The organism is Rhodococcus sp. IEGM 1379 (assembly GCF_030056815.1).
Lineage (GTDB): Bacteria > Actinomycetota > Actinomycetes > Mycobacteriales > Mycobacteriaceae > Rhodococcus_F.
The window spans coordinates 1-14,786 of record NZ_JASHKR010000097.1; the positions used below are offsets into that span (position 1 = coordinate 1).

Sequence of the window (14,786 nt, forward strand, 5' to 3'; positions counted from 1 at the left end):
CTCGAACCTACCTCGCACTCGTGAGGTTTCGCGCCACATGATGACAAAGCTGTACAGCGAGAGCTTCGTGGATCGCCTTGTCGCCGGAGAGTTCTCACTCGTCGACCGAGGCAAGGGCTCGGAAGAGATCAACGACGAAGTTGATGCCGCGTACATGCTCTACAACACCTACATCATCACCCCGGGCATGAGCGAGGAAGGCGACTGGAACTTCGGGCGCTTCATCGATCAGGATGACGCCCAGTGGCTGGCGTACACCAACGACGCCGAGGATTTCTACGCCAAGGGACCCGGCTTTGCCGACGAAGACGTGACCTACCGGATGGCGACCGTACTGCGGGACGAGTTCCTCGCCGGCCTGAAGGCACATACGAGCGCAAATGCACTGCCCGGAGCAGACTTCCGATTTGCACACGCAGAGACGATCATCCCGTTCGCCGCACTGCTGAAGCTGCCCGGCAGCACAGTTCAGCAGCCTGAGGGCGAGCTGTACACGTACGCAAACAACCCCTGGCGCGGGGAACGCGTCAGCCCGATGGCTGCCAACATCTCGTGGGATGTCTACTCCGGGCCCGACAATGCACAGTTGGTTCGGATGCTCTACAACGAGCGCGAAACCGCGTTTGCCGAGCCCTGCACGCCGGTAGCAGGCGGTAGCTTCTTCTACACGCCGACTGAGCTTGAGCGTTGCCTACCGAAAATTTCTAGGCGATAAATCGACCGATCGTCGGATTGCTTTGGCAGATAGGGCTACTGCCCCAGTTGATGGAGCCGAATGCCGTCGCAACGACGTTTCCGGGTCCGGTATTCACGGTCGCCGAGAGATAGGGATACGTCCCCATCAGATCTACGATTCCGGACCTACCGGTGTCGGTATTGACCCAGGCAACAGTGATCTGACCGGCGGCCGGCAGCGGCGCGGCCGCCGGGAAGGACTCGAAGTGGATGTCGCCCTTGGCGATGGGCGGATTCGCTTCGGGACCGGACTGCCCGGTCAAACCGGTAAACGATGCCAACGAACCCTGATTGGGGCATCCGATGGTCACGGCGGCGCCACCGAACGGATGAGGCGGATCTGCGGATGCAGTGCCCGCGTACATAACTGACGCGGCGATTGGCAGTCCGACAGCTGCCAGGATTCGGACGGTGCGGGGCACGCTCATAGGAACTCCTCGGTTCGACAACTCCGTTGATCGGATACCCCTGCTACAACCCCTGAAACGATCGGATACCGACCAATCCGAAGCACTAGACAACATGCGTTGTCAGAACTACTCTCGGTGGCATAGCTCACACCTAGCCTTGGAGTGTTCCCATGAAGCGATACGAACTCCGCAGTCGCACGGATCGACTCGATCCCGAAACCGACTACGAGGAAATGTCGCGCATCCTGACCACACAAGAATTTCCGTGGGACGTCACTCAGGCACTCAGTTTCGCGCTGTTCCGCACCTACGCGGTGCCGTCCATCGGCAAACTACTGTTCTCCACCGGCGAGTTCACCGACAAAGTCCAAAAGCGCTACGACGACACCACTCTGATCCTCGACTCGATTCTCGAACATGGCCTCGGGAGCCCCGAAGGGCGTACAAGCGTTCGGCGAATGAATCAAATGCACGGCTCGTACGACATTTCCAACGACGATATGGTTTATGTGCTGTCCACTTTTGTCGTCACACCCGTGCGCTGGCTCGATGCCTATGGCTGGCGCAAGATGACCACCAACGAAATCATCGGGTCCGTGAACTACTATCGCCAACTCGGTCGACACATGAACATCAAGAACACTCCCGATACGTACGAAAAATTCGCAAAGTTCATGGATGACTATGAAAGAGAGCACTTTTCGTTCGACTCAGGTGCTCGTGCGGTCGCCGATGCCACCCTCGAACTGATGTGCACGTTCCCACCCAACAACTTCGCACCGAGAGCACTCGTCAAGGGATTTGCGTTCTCGCTCATGGACGACCACCTTCTCGACGCATTCGGGTACAAACGTCCTTCCACCGCGATGCGCCTGATCTCGCGGGGCGCCCTCAAAGCCCGAGGCCGACTGCTGCGCTTCTTCCCGGTGCGCACCACCCGAAAGTTCACACGCGAGCAGCCAAGCATTCGCAGCTACCCGGCGGGCTACAAGGTCGAAGAATTAGGAACTTTCCCCACGGGATGCCCCGTCAAGCACCTCAAGACCGACCAACAGGCCCAGGCCTGACGTGCCGACTATTCTGTAACGCATGACTGAGCCTGTAGCCACCGCTGACCTAGCCGACGAAATCGGACCCGACATCCGCAGTTGCGATACGCAGTTCACCCAGTTCGGCGGCCGCGAGGTTTTTGCGGGCCCCATCACCACCATCAAGTGCTTCCAGGACAACCTGCTGGTCAAGCAGACCCTCAGCGGACCCGGCCACGGCGGTGTCCTCGTCGTCGACGGTGATGCCGGCATTCACACCGCACTGGTCGGCGACATCATCGCCGGACGCGGCGTCGACAACGGCTGGGCCGGCGTCATCGTCAACGGAGCCGTCCGCGACTCCGCGATCCTGCGCACCCTCGACATCGGAGTCAAGGCACTGGGCACCAACCCCCGCAAGAGCACGCAGACCGGCTCCGGTGAAAAGAACGTGCCCGTCGAAATCGGCGGCGTCACCTTCAATCCGGGTGAGATCGTCTACAGCGACCAGGACGGGATAGTCGTCCGCGAAAAGTAGAAACGGGATCAGGCGGGAGCTTCCACCTTGGCAGCCATCCCGCCGATCTCGACCACATCGCCGTCCCGAAGCTGACGGCCTCGACGGTCCTCCACCTCGCCGTTGACCGACACCAAACCCTCGGCGATCACTTCCTTGGCTTCGGCACCGGACTCGATGAGGTTTGCGAGCTTGAGAAACTGGCCGAGTCGGATCATTTCGTCGCGGATCTGAACTGCAGGAATGTTGGCGGTCATACCAATCATTCTCCTCCTCCCACAAAACCGGACACGACAGACCACACTAAGCAGTGAGGACTGATCGACAGGTATAGGAGGAAGCTCGATGGCACCTATCAGCGAAGCCACGGACACAACCGCAGAGTTAGTTGAATCGCCGCCGGAAAGTCCGCGGAAATCGCGCCGGCCCCACCCGGGACGGCTGAGCCAGGTCCCGCATATCTCGGGATTGATCCTCGGAGTGTTCTCCGTCCTGGTCTTCCTGTGGAGCCTTTCTCCCACGCTCAGACATATCGTTCGAGTGCCCCGCGAGTACATCGACAGTTACTACTTCGACGCACCGGATACGAGCCTGTCGTGGGCGCTCGTCGTCGGCCTGCTTGCGGCGGCGCTCGCCAGTCGCAAGCGGATCGCTTGGTGGTTGTTGACCATCTACCTGGCATTGATCACACTCACCAACGTTGCATCGGCCATCACCGACAAGAACCCGAACAACGCTGTCGCCGTTGTCGTTCTGCTCATCATGATCGGAGTTCTGATCGCGGCGCGACCCGAGTTCTACACGCGGGTACGACGCGGCGCCGGATGGAAAGCTCTCGGTGTCTTCATCGGCGGTATGGCAATCGCCACCCTGCTGGGTTGGGGGCTGGTCGAACTCTTCCCCGGCACCCTGCCCGAGAATCAGCGATTCGTGTGGGCACTGAACCGCGTCACCGCAGCTGCATCAGTCGACAACGAGGTCTTCGACGGCCACCCCCGTGCCTTCGTGAACACCATCCTCGGCCTCCTCGGTGCCATTGCCCTGCTCGCTGCCGTCATCACGCTCTTTCGTGCCCAACGCTCCAACAACGCACTGACCGGCAATGACGAATCCGCACTTCGTGGATTGATCGCGGGTTACGGTGCCGACGATTCCCTCGCCTACTTCGCCACTCGCCGCGACAAGGCCGTCATCTTCGCTCCCAGCGGCAAAGCAGCAATCACCTACCGCGTCGAAATCGGCGTCTGCCTGGCCAGCGGCGACCCCGTCGGCGACCCGGAAGCCTGGCCGCACGCCATCGAGGCGTGGCAGGACCTGGCTTCGCAATACGGTTGGGCGACCGCCGTCATGGGAGCCAGCGAAACCGGAGCCACCGCCTACAAACGGGCCGGCCTGAACGTCCTGCAACTGGGCGACGAAGCCATCCTGCGCACCCGCGAATTCAATCTGAACGGGCGCGATATGCGTCCGGTGCGCCAAGCCGTTACCCGCGTGCGACGCCACGGCGTGACGGTCCGGATACGACGCCACCGCGACGTCTCACCGGAGGACATGGCCGCCGCCATCGTCCGCGCCGACGACTGGCGCGATACCGAAACCGAACGTGGATTCTCGATGGCGCTCGGCCGACTCGGTGATCCTCTCGACGGCGACTGCCTCCTCGTCGAAGCTGTGATGGGCGAAGGAACGGACGACGAGTCCGTCGTCGGCATGCTGTCCCTCGTTCCGTGGGGACCCAACGGAGTTTCGCTCGACTTGATGCGTCGTAAACCGGCGTCACCGAATGGTGTTGTGGAGTTGATGGTCTCCGAACTTGCGACGCGCTCCGACGAGATCGGCGTCGTCAAGGTTTCGCTCAACTTTGCCGTGTTCCGTTCGGTGTTCGAGGAAGGCTCACGCATCGGCGCCGGCCCGATCCTGCGCATCTGGCGCGGGGTGCTGGTCTTCTTCTCGCGTTGGTGGCAGCTCGAAGCCTTGTACCGATCGAACCTCAAATATCAGCCCGACTGGGAACCTCGCTTCTTGTGCTTCGAAGACAACCGTGAACTCCCACGCGTCGGCTTCGCGTCCGCGATCGCCGAAGGCTTCGTAGTCCTGCCCAGCTTCAGCCGCAGATCGAGCAAGGCCACCAAACACACCGGAACTCACGAAGCGCTGCCCGCCGCACTCGTCACCGCCGAAGGTCTACATGCCGACGGCAGCCCGCCGGACTCCGCACCAACACTGACCGCACCGGGACCGCGTCGGCCCGAACAGGTTCGGGTCCGCATGAACAAACTCTCAGCGCTCGAAGACGAAGGCATCAGCGCCTATCCCATCGCGTACCCGCCGACGCACACGATTGCCGCGGCGGCACAGTCTCCCGAGGGCACCCGGGTGCGTATCGCCGGCCGAATCCTGCGAGTGCGCGATTACGGCGGAGTGATGTTCACAGATGTGCGTGACTGGTCCGGCGACATCCAGGTTCTGGTCGATCAAGATCACGTCGGACGCGCAGAGTTGGCGAAGTTCGCCGGCGAATTCGACCTCGGCGACCTGATCGAAGTCAGCGGAACCATCGGACGCAGCCGAAAAGGTGAGCTGTCGTTGATCGCCACCTCCTGGCGGATGAACGGCAAATGCCTGCACCCACTGCCGGACAAGTGGAAGGGCCTCGCTGATCCCGAAACCCGTGTCCGTCAGCGCTATCTGGACATCGCCATCAACTCGAAGGCCCGGAAACTGCTCGAGGCCAGAAGTGCCGTCGTGAAGTCACTGCGCGATTCACTCGACGGCCGCGGATTCCTCGAAGTGGAAACACCGATCCTGCAGCAAGTGCACGGCGGCGCCAACGCAGCTCCGTTCCTGACACACATCAATGCCTACAACCTGGATCTGTATCTGCGCATCGCGCCCGAGCTGTACCTGAAGCGCTTGTGCGTCGCCGGTATGGAGAAGGTGTTCGAAATCGGTCGGGTGTTCCGCAACGAAGGCGTCGACTTCAAACACAATCCCGAGTTCACGATTCTCGAGGCCTACGAAGCGCACAGCGACTACGAGGACATGATGCGGATGTGCCGCGAGCTCATCCAGGCTGCTGCCGTTGCAGCCTTCGGGCGCGAGATCATCATGCGTCCCGGCCCGGACGGCGAATTGGTGGAGGTCGACATCTCCGGCGAGTGGCCGGTCAAGACGATGCACGGGGCTGTCGCCGAAAAACTCGGCGTCGACGTCTCCCCCGAAACCAGCCTCGAAGAGCTCCAAAAACTGTGCGACGAAAACGAAATCCCGTACCAGGCCAACTGGGACAAGGGCGCGATCGCGCAGGAAATGTACGAGCATCTGGTCGAGGACTTCACCGAATTCCCGACGTTCTACACCAACTTCCCCACCTCCATGTCTCCCCTCACGCGCCCGCACCGCAGCATTGCCGGCGTCGCAGAAAAGTGGGATCTGGTGGCGTGGGGCGTTGAACTCGGGACGGCGTACAGCGAGCTCACCGACCCGGTGGATCAGCGCAACCGCCTGACCGAGCAGTCGTTGCTGGCCGCCGCCGGCGACCCCGAGGCCATGGAAGTGGACGAAGACTTCCTCCAGGCTCTCGAGCACGCAATGCCGCCGACGGGTGGGCTCGGGATGGGTGTCGACCGTGTGGTCATGCTGATCACCGGTGGCAGCATCCGCGAAACCCTGGCCTTCCCGCTCGCGAAACCACGCCAGTAGGGCCTGTTTCACGTGAAACCGCCAGGCGACATGATGACGGTCGGTGGGATCAGGCTGCACGTTCTCGTGGAGGGCGACGGACCCGTCGTCGTCCTCTGCGGAGGCTTGGCCGGCAACTGGTTCGACTGGGACGATTGCGCATGCCATCTCTCGTCGGACCACACCGTCGTTCGGTTCGACCGGCCCGGCTTCGGGCTCAGCGAGCCGTCTACCGAGGTGCCGAGCGTGCACGGCGAGGCGCAGCGCATAATCGACGTACTTGATGCCTTGGAAATTTCCGAACCCACTGTGGCAGTGGGCCATTCGATAGCGGGATTCTATGTCGAAGGCTTTGCTCGACTGTTCCCCGATCGAGCCGCCGGCATACTGCTCCTCGACTCCAGTGCCGAGAAAAACCCGAAGCGAATCATTCCCCGAGACATTCTTCTGGCCGCATCTCACACCATCGCAACATCTTTCATCACCACCGGCCTTCAACGACTACTGGGAACCACCACTCGCAGAATTCTCAATCATTCCGTTCCGCCGGACGGCCCCTCCGACACCATGGACGACTGGGTAAAGCGCATCTACCGCGAGCCACACTATCTCGAAGCAGCGCTCGTCGAGTATGTCGCCTACACCGATATGGCGTTGGAGCTCAACGAATTACGGGAATCCGAGGATCAGCTCCTGCAAGATATTCCGATCAGCGTCGTGGCCGCCCACACCGGCCGCAACACACCATGGTCCGTTGGATGGATGGCCAAGCAACAACGGTTGGCCACCTACCTGGGCGGCCGCTTCCACGTCCTGCGGCCGGCCCACCATCACGCGATGATCGATCAACCGGAAGAACTTGCTGATCTGATCAGCCGACTGACGCAGTCCGACCGATAAGAACTCGACTAGAGCGAGAGGGCCGCCATCCCCTGGTCCGACCGACGGCCGACTTACGTTCCATGCCCCTCAATTCACAGGCAGGAGCGTTTGCGCTATCCGTGGCCTGCTGCCTCCAAAAATTCAAACAGCCACGTCGGGATTACCCAACTCTTCGACTACGAGTGGCCATACCGCATCAATTCTGTTAATAAACTTCCTACTCCGCGGTTCAGGAATACGACGAACATCGATCCATTTTTCGCGAGCGGATTCATTCGCTGTAGCAACCAGAGTGTACTCGAGAAGTAAGAGTCCAACGCCGCGTGGGGCCACGTCTTGCACAGGCCTATCGGCTCCCACCCAAATCTTCTCTAAAAGGTTTACTGCATGTTTACGTCGAACATCTATCAAATTGATCACAGTAACCGCGTCCACGACACCAAGGGAACTCAACACACGAGCCCGTCGCGCTACATACTTAGTATCCACATCTTCTGCAAGTTCAGATCCTCGCAGATCAGCAATTCCGCGATCGAATTCTTTAAACGTCGCCGTGTCTAGAAGCGCCGAAAGTGTCGATTGATTCAGTTCCAATTTCTCCGGGGAATCAACTAGAGTACGTTTGACGTGATTCTCGTAATCTACAAGATCTGTTCGTAGCCTGACGAATTCATCATCCGCCAGTTCAAGAAGTCCAGACAGCCTTGAGAACCGCCTTTTCACTCTTTGGGTAGAGCCTTCTCCACTTTATATCCTAGGTCATGCTCAATTTCAGCCCAAGCATGCTGAAGAATAGACCGTATCTGCAGCTCAAATAGTTGACCTTTGTACCGTTTGTACTCAGTCAACACTGTTCGAGTTTCGCTAATCTCAGCGACAAAATGCAGCGACAGGTATCCAAATTGATCAGAATCAAGGACCTTTCGCTTATCGATTGAATTAGATTCGTCTATCAAGAATTCCGGGCGCAACAATCTGGCAACTTGATCAACTTCATCGGTGAAGTATGTGATCACCCGCAGCCCTAATAGGTCATGTAAGTCCGAGAAATCCGAGTACTTACCTTCGTTTCGGGATACTTTTCGAGAAGCGCTATCTGAATCCTTTACGCGGTAGTCGATGCTATGAACGGTGATTCAACCCTCACGAAGCACCTCACCAATCAATCCCTTAAGTGCTACTCCAAACGGATCTAGACCCTCGACCGACTGATCGAAGTTCCTGGAATCCTTCGCTGATATTTGCATGACCAAAATGTACCTTGAACTTCAGGATGGATGCCTTTGTTGGCTAAAAACCTGGTCCACCCGCTAAGTCTTGCGGGGCACCGCCAGAGTTGTCTAGACGTCCCCGCGGGGACGTTTCAGCCCTCAGACCCCGGGCTCTCACTCACCAAGACTGTCGGAACTCGAACGCACTCACCCTGTTAGAACAGGTGAGTGAAGCTAGGTATGTTGACCGCCGCCCTACCGATGCTCAGTCTGGAACAGATCGCGGCCTGGGCCGCCGAAACCAGCTACGAAGCACTGGAAGTCGCTACTTGGCCCAGCGCCGGACGGCAGTTCTACGAAGCCGCCCATCTGCCCGTCGAAACGTTCGGCGCCCGCGAAGCAGACCGCACCCACGAACTCCTCGAGCGCCATGGCCTGGCCATTTCGGCCCTCGCGTACTACGAGAACAACCTCCACCCCGATCCCGCTCGACGCGAAGCGATCAGAACCCACTTGAAACGGGTGATCGATACGGCGTCGACGCTGGGGGTTCCGTATGTCGGGACGTTCATCGGGCGTGACTGGACAAAACCCGTCGCCGAGAACATGGCCGACGCAGAACCAGCTTTCCGCGAGATCGTCGACTACGCCGGCGAACGCGGGGTGAAGGTCACTATCGAAAACTGCCCGATGGAAGGGTGGCATCCCGACGGATATCCGGCCAACCTCGCCTACTCTCCCGAGCTGTGGGAGTGGATGTTCGATCTGGGGCTCTACTTGAATTGGGATCCTTCACATTTGGTGTGGCAGGGCATCGATCCTCTGACCACCATCGCGCCGTACGCACACCGAATCGTGCATGCCCAGGCCAAGGACATCGAAATCCAGAAGGACCGGATCAACCGGTACGGAATCTTCGGCAAAGCTGTACGCGAAAACCCCTGGGACGTCGGATGGTGGCGTTACCGAGTGCCCGGCCGCGGCCAGATCGACTGGAGCCCGATCGTCGATGCCCTCTACGAACATGGTTTCACCGGAACACTTTCCGTGGAACACGAGGACCCCGTGTGGCGTGGCGGAGAACAGCGCATCAAAACCGGGCTGACGATCGCAGAGAACACCCTGCGCCCCCTCATAGTTTTATGATCACCACTACCGAGATGAGAAGTACCTTGTCCGACAACATTTCCCGCGACAACGACTGGTGGCGGAGCGCCGCTATCTATCAGGTCTACATCCGCAGCTTCGCCGACGGCAACGGTGACGGCGTCGGCGATATCGCGGGAATCCGGGGCCGTCTGAGCTACCTGGCAGATCTGGGCGTCGACGCCATCTGGGTCAACCCCTGGTACCCGTCGCCGATGGAGGATGCCGGCTACGATATCTCCGACTACCGCAGCATCGAACCCGCTTACGGCACAATGGAACAGGCCGAGGCAATGATTTCCGAGGCCCACGGTCTCGGGATTCGCGTCATCCTGGATCTGGTACCCAACCATGTTTCCGACGCTCATCCGTGGTTCCAGGAAGCACTACTGGCGGAACCCGGTTCGGCGCCGCGCGACCGGTTCCACTTCCGCCCAGGCAAGGGAGAGAACGGAAACGAAGCACCCAACGACTGGGCCAGTTCCTTCGGCGGTCCCGCCTGGACGCGGGTCAAGGATGCGGACGGAAATCCGGGCGAGTGGTACCTGCATCTGTTCACCCCCGGGCAGCCGGATGTGAACTGGCGCAACGACGATATTCGTGCCGATTTCGAAGCGACGCTTCGGTTCTGGTTCGACCGCGGTATCGACGGATTCCGCATCGACGTCGCTCAATTCCTGTGCAAAGACCCGGATCTGCCCGACCTCAACGGTCTGAAATACCCCACCCCGATCCCTGCCGACGGTTCCGACCCGGTGGAACATCCGCACTTCGACCGCGACGAGGTTCACGAGATCTACCGTTCCTGGCGAGCGGTGGCCGACAGCTACGATCCGCCGCGCGTCTTTGTCGCCGAAGCCTGGGTGGGCAACCCGAAGCGACTCACTCGTTACCTGCGTCCCGACGAGCTGCACAGCGCCTTCAACTTCGACTTCCTGCTCTCACCGTGGAACGGGTCGAAGTTGCGCACCGTCATCGACAGCACGATCATCTCGCATGCCGAGGTCGGCGCATCCCCGACATGGGTGCTCTCGAATCACGACGGCGCCCGGCATCTGTCGAAATATGCCAGGCCGCAGACAGATTCGCGTATGTCGTCCCTCAGTCAGATCCGCGACATCCCCGCCGACCTCGAGCTCGGCGAACGTCGGGCACGCGCTGCCATGATGCTGATGCTCGCGCTCCCCGGCGGCGTCTACATCTATCAGGGCGAAGAGTTGGGCCTGGCCGAGGTCGAGGACATTCCCGACGACCAGCTGCAGGACCCCATCTGGGAGCGGACCGGCCACAAGGAACGTGGCCGCGACGGCTGCCGGGTTCCGTTGCCGTGGTCCGGCGACGCGGCGCCGTACGGGTTCAGTGCCGACGACGCCAACGCGGCCCCGTGGTTGCCGCAGCCGAAGGGCTGGGCTGATCGCACGGTCGAGTCCCAGACCGGTCAGAACGACTCCACCCTCGAGCTGTACCGCAGCGCCCTGGCGCTACGGCGAAGCCTCTCGGCACTGGCTACCGAGCCGCTGACCTGGATGAACGACGACAACGATCAGGTGCTGGACTTCCAGCGCGGCAGTTCACTTCGCGTCGTCGTGAACACGTCGGCCGATCCGATCGCACTGCCTGATGGTGAGGTCCTGCTCTCGAGTGGGCCCCTCCCGGGCAACGGCACGATTCCGGCCGATACTGCCGTCTGGCAAGGTGTCCCGTGTGCAACTACTGCTGATTCGACACGCGCTTCCTGAACTCGCCGAGGTCACCGAAGGCCGCGCTGATCCAGCGTTGACCGACGAGGGCCACGCCCAGGCACACCGGTTGCCTGCGGCGTTGGCCCCGTACAGGATTTCGGGGATGTTCAGCAGCCCCCAGAAGCGTGCCCTGCAGACGGCTGATCCGGTAGCTCGGACGTTGGGAATACCCGTCACCCAATATGCCGGTTTGGCGGAGTACGACTCCGAGCAGTCCCACTACATCCCGATGCATGAAGTTTTGGAACGGGCGCCCGAGACGTATGCGCGCATCAAGGCCGGTTGGCTGCCCGAAACCGTGGACGCCGACGCGTTCCGTACCCGCGTACTCGGCGCGATCGACGACATCGTCGCATCAACAGACAACGACGCCACCGTGGCTGTGTTCTGCCACGGTGGCGTCGTCAATATCGTTCTGCAGGAGCTACTCGAACTGGAACGTCCGCTGACGTTCCCGATCGAGTACGTCTCCGTCACTCGTATTCTGGTTTCCCGCAACGGAAGCCGACGGGTCGCGTCAATCAACGAGACCGGTCACGTCCGAAACATGTTGCGGGTGTAGCTCACACCGCTTCTGATCACACGTTGTGGCAGGCCACCTGATGTCCGCCGTCGACGAGACGAAGTTCGGGAACTTCCTCGGCGCAACGATCCGTCGCGAGGGGGCACCGGGTACGGAATCGGCAGCCGCTCGGCGGATTCAGCGGCGACGGAAGCTCGATGACCTTCTGCTCGACGTTCTGCGAAGCCGTGACGGCTGCGTCGGGATCCGGGATCGACGACAGCAGTAGCTGCGTGTACGGGTGCAGTGCACGGTTCTGCATGTCTTCTGCCGGAACGATTTCGCAGACACGGCCCAAGTACATGATCATCACGCGGTCGCTGATGTTCTTCACGACGGCCATGTTGTGCGCGATGAACAGCAGGGACAGTCCGTGGCGCTTCTTGGCCTCCTCGAGCAGGTTCAGGATCTGTGCCTGCACGGAAACGTCGAGGCTGGAGACGGGCTCGTCGCAGATCAGGACCTTGGGATCGAGCATCAATGCACGTGCGATGCACACACGCTGGCACTGACCGCCCGATAGCTCGCGAGGTGTGCGATCCCAGACCATATCGGGATCGAGGCCGACCTCGGCCAGAACCTCACGGGCCCGAGCTTCGATGGCCGCCTTGTCTTTTCCGCCCCAGATGGTCGGACCCTCGGTGACGAGGGCCTTGACCTTACGGCGCGGGTTCAGCGACGAGATGGGATCCTGGAAGATCATCTGCAGCTGAGTACGGCTGCGACGCAACTCTTCCGGGTCGAGTGCCGTCATCTCCACGTCGCCGAGACGAATGGAACCCGATGTGGGCGAGGGCAACTGCATGATTGCGCGGCCGGCGGTGGACTTTCCACAGCCGGATTCGCCGACCACGCCCAGGGTTTCCCCGGGAGCGATGGTGAAGCTGATACCGGAGACGGCGTGAACGGTCTGTCCCTTGCCGACGTTGAATTCGACGACCAGGTCCTCGACCGTCAGGGCCGCGCCCACGGTTTCCGGCTTCTTGGTATCCACTGCTGCGGTCATCAGACCATCTCCTTCACCGCGAGCGGCAAGCCCGCTGCGGTTGTGCCGGCCTTCTCGTTGGCGACCAATGCCGCTGTGCCTTCCGGTGTATCCACCGGGTAGTGGCAGGCGAACGAATGGCTTTCCGTTGTGTGATCTCCGGGGCCGCCGGGTGCCAAGCCTGGATCGGCCGTCAAACAGTCGTCCTGCGCGTACTTGCAGCGAGCTGCGAAACGGCAACCGGTCATAGGCTTGGTCATGTCCGGAAGTCCACCGGGAATGGTCTGCAGCACCGTGTGCGTCGGCGATTCGAGTCGCGGAATCGCGGCCATCAGCGCTTCGGTGTACGGGTGACGCGGACGCGTGAACAGTTCTTCTGTCGCCGATGTTTCCACGACGGAACCGGCGTACATGACGGCGACGCGATCGGATCGTCCCGACACGACACCGAGGTCATGGCTGATGAGGATCACGGCCATGTTGAGTTTGTCGTTGAGCGAGGCGAGTAGATCGAGGATCTGCTTCTGCACCGTCACGTCGAGAGCTGTCGTCGGCTCGTCGGCGATCAGGAGCTTCGGCTCGCAGGCCAACGCCATGGCGATGACCACACGCTGGCGCATACCGCCGGACAGCTCGTGGGGGTACTGGTCGAGGCGACGCTTCGGCTCGGGGATACCCACCATCGTCAGCAATTCCGCGGCGCGATCGCGCGCCTCGGCCTTTTTGAGACCGAGGTGGAACTTCAAGGATTCGGTGATGTGCGTACCGATTCGCTTGAACGGATTGAGCGAGGTCATCGGATCCTGGAAGACCATGGCGATCTCGGGGCCCCAGAAGTGCTTCATCTCAGACTTTTTCATCGTCGACATGTCGCGACCGGCAAAGGTCACGGTGCCGCTGATATCGAGCGCCGGACCCTTCTGGAGCAGACCCATGATGGTGCGGCCGAGAACCGACTTGCCGGAACCCGACTCACCGACGATGCCGAGAGTTTCACCTTCGTTGACGTAGATCGAGACACCGTCGACGGCTCGCAACTGCCCACGGGGAGTTGCGAATACGGTTCGGATGTTGTCGGCCTGCAGCAGGGGCACGCCGGTCTTCACTGAAGTGGTCACAGTTTGCCTAGACGAAGTCACAGTTTGCTCCGATACTTCTCACCGATGAGGTTGAACGAAAACACGGTCAGGAAGAGGAAGACACCGGGCACAAGAACGATGAAGGGGTGCTTCTCCACGATGCCGCCCTGGCCTTCTGCGATCATGTTGCCCCACGTCGGATCAGGCTGTGCGATACCGAGTCCGAGGAAGCTGAGCGACGCTTCCGCGACGATCAGACCGGACACGGCAACCAGGCCGAGCGCCGCGACGGGAACGAGAACGTTGGGGACAAGTTCACGCCAGATGACACGCCACTTGGTGGCGCCCATTGCGCGGGCTGCGAGTACGAACTCACGTTGAGCCACCACGATGGTGTTGGCTCGCGCTATTCGAACCATGCTGGGAATGCAGAGGATCGACAGTGCCAGCGTGATGTTGCGCAGGTTCGATGTCAGGACCGCAGCGAGGGCGATCAGCAGAACCAGTGCCGGGATGGCCAGCAGCGAGTTGGTGAGGATACCGATCACGGCATCGACCTTGCCGCGGAAGTATCCGGCCATGACGCCGATGGTGCCGCCGACGATGATGCCGATCAGCACTGCGCAGATTGCCACCGTGAGGGAGGCACGAGCACCGAACAGCGCGCGGGCCAGGAGGTCGAGCCCGAAGTTGTTGGTACCCAGCGGATGCGCCGAGAGCAGGCTCGGGGACGCGAATCCGGGTTCGGCCAAAGTCTTGACCGTGTCCTTGTACTCACCGAGCGGCAGCAGCGGCGCGAAGATCGCGG

At 60.7% G+C, this 14,786-nt stretch carries 15 protein-coding genes; 8 read left to right on the forward strand and 7 right to left on the reverse strand.

From position 1 onward, the window contains the following. A partial coding sequence (locus QM600_RS26235; protein WP_349307290.1) for a histidine-type phosphatase occupies window positions 1-715 on the forward strand: 715 nt, incomplete at its 5' end. Here the strand turns inward: QM600_RS26235 and QM600_RS26240 are convergent. Continuing rightward, complete coding sequence (locus QM600_RS26240; RefSeq protein WP_283264668.1) at window positions 705-1,163, reverse strand: hypothetical protein; 459 nt, start codon at window positions 1,161-1,163, stop codon at window positions 705-707. The two genes, QM600_RS26235 and QM600_RS26240, sit on opposite strands and share 11 nt — an antisense overlap. Window positions 1,164-1,315: 152 nt before the next feature. Here QM600_RS26240 and QM600_RS26245 point away from each other — a divergent pair, with 152 nt between their 5' ends. Together QM600_RS26245 and rraA are read left to right on the forward strand one after the other, a co-directional pair. Then, complete coding sequence (locus tag QM600_RS26245; RefSeq protein ID WP_283264670.1) at window positions 1,316-2,212, forward strand: oxygenase MpaB family protein; 897 nt, start codon at window positions 1,316-1,318, stop codon at window positions 2,210-2,212. 22 nt (window positions 2,213-2,234) lie between these two features. Then, window positions 2,235-2,711, forward strand: coding sequence for a ribonuclease E activity regulator RraA (gene rraA / locus QM600_RS26250; RefSeq protein WP_283264672.1), 477 nt, complete (start codon window positions 2,235-2,237; stop codon window positions 2,709-2,711). 8 nt (window positions 2,712-2,719) lie between these two features. Here rraA and QM600_RS26255 read toward each other — a convergent pair whose 3' ends face one another. Continuing rightward, the gene (locus tag QM600_RS26255; protein ID WP_283264673.1) at window positions 2,720-2,947 is read right to left on the reverse strand and encodes an RNA-binding S4 domain-containing protein; all 228 of its coding nucleotides are present in this window, start codon (window positions 2,945-2,947) and stop codon (window positions 2,720-2,722) included. A 97-nt stretch (window positions 2,948-3,044) separates the two neighbouring features. Between QM600_RS26255 and lysX the strand changes: the two genes are divergently transcribed. Both lysX and QM600_RS26265 read left to right on the forward strand, forming a co-directional pair. Continuing rightward, window positions 3,045-6,392, forward strand: coding sequence for a bifunctional lysylphosphatidylglycerol synthetase/lysine--tRNA ligase LysX (gene lysX, locus QM600_RS26260; protein ID WP_502943109.1), 3,348 nt, complete (start codon window positions 3,045-3,047; stop codon window positions 6,390-6,392). A 30-nt stretch (window positions 6,393-6,422) separates the two neighbouring features. Then, window positions 6,423-7,271, forward strand: a complete 849-nt coding sequence (locus QM600_RS26265; protein ID WP_283264686.1) for an alpha/beta fold hydrolase — start codon at window positions 6,423-6,425, stop codon at window positions 7,269-7,271. Between the two features lie 123 nt (window positions 7,272-7,394). On the opposite strand, the gene QM600_RS26270 is transcribed toward QM600_RS26265, so the two are convergent. Together QM600_RS26270 and QM600_RS30030 are read right to left on the reverse strand one after the other, a co-directional pair. After that, on the reverse strand, window positions 7,395-7,976 hold the full coding sequence (locus QM600_RS26270) for a hypothetical protein (RefSeq protein WP_283264675.1): 582 nt from the start codon (window positions 7,974-7,976) through the stop codon (window positions 7,395-7,397). Beyond that, window positions 7,973-8,389: a GTP pyrophosphokinase gene (locus tag QM600_RS30030; protein ID WP_502943110.1), complete on the reverse strand. Its 417-nt coding sequence runs from the start codon at window positions 8,387-8,389 to the stop codon at window positions 7,973-7,975. Before QM600_RS30030 ends, QM600_RS26270 begins: the two co-directional genes overlap by 4 nt. A gap of 303 nt (window positions 8,390-8,692) precedes the next feature. On the opposite strand from QM600_RS30030, the gene QM600_RS26275 reads away from it, so the two are divergent. Genes QM600_RS26275 through QM600_RS26285 form a run of 3 tightly spaced genes read left to right on the forward strand, consistent with a single transcriptional unit; the run spans window position 8,693 to window position 11,914 of the window. Further along, window positions 8,693-9,610 (forward strand): sugar phosphate isomerase/epimerase family protein, encoded by a 918-nt coding sequence (locus tag QM600_RS26275; RefSeq protein ID WP_283264677.1) that lies wholly within the window; start codon window positions 8,693-8,695, stop codon window positions 9,608-9,610. A gap of 14 nt (window positions 9,611-9,624) precedes the next feature. Continuing rightward, window positions 9,625-11,349 (forward strand): glycoside hydrolase family 13 protein, encoded by a 1,725-nt coding sequence (locus QM600_RS26280; RefSeq protein ID WP_283264678.1) that lies wholly within the window; start codon window positions 9,625-9,627, stop codon window positions 11,347-11,349. Further along, entirely contained in the window at window positions 11,315-11,914 is a 600-nt protein-coding gene (locus tag QM600_RS26285; RefSeq protein ID WP_283264680.1) for a histidine phosphatase family protein, read from the forward strand. Before QM600_RS26280 ends, QM600_RS26285 begins: the two co-directional genes overlap by 35 nt. Window positions 11,915-11,930: 16 nt before the next feature. Here QM600_RS26285 and QM600_RS26290 read toward each other — a convergent pair whose 3' ends face one another. The 3 genes from QM600_RS26290 to QM600_RS26300 form a co-directional block, all read right to left on the reverse strand. Continuing rightward, window positions 11,931-12,920, reverse strand: coding sequence for an ABC transporter ATP-binding protein (locus QM600_RS26290; protein ID WP_283264682.1), 990 nt, complete (start codon window positions 12,918-12,920; stop codon window positions 11,931-11,933). Beyond that, window positions 12,920-14,017, reverse strand: coding sequence for an ABC transporter ATP-binding protein (locus QM600_RS26295; protein WP_283264683.1), 1,098 nt, complete (start codon window positions 14,015-14,017; stop codon window positions 12,920-12,922). Before QM600_RS26295 ends, QM600_RS26290 begins: the two co-directional genes overlap by 1 nt. A 17-nt stretch (window positions 14,018-14,034) precedes the next feature. After that, window positions 14,035-14,786 (reverse strand): ABC transporter permease (locus QM600_RS26300; RefSeq protein ID WP_283264685.1); only part of this gene is annotated, 752 nt, incomplete at its 5' end.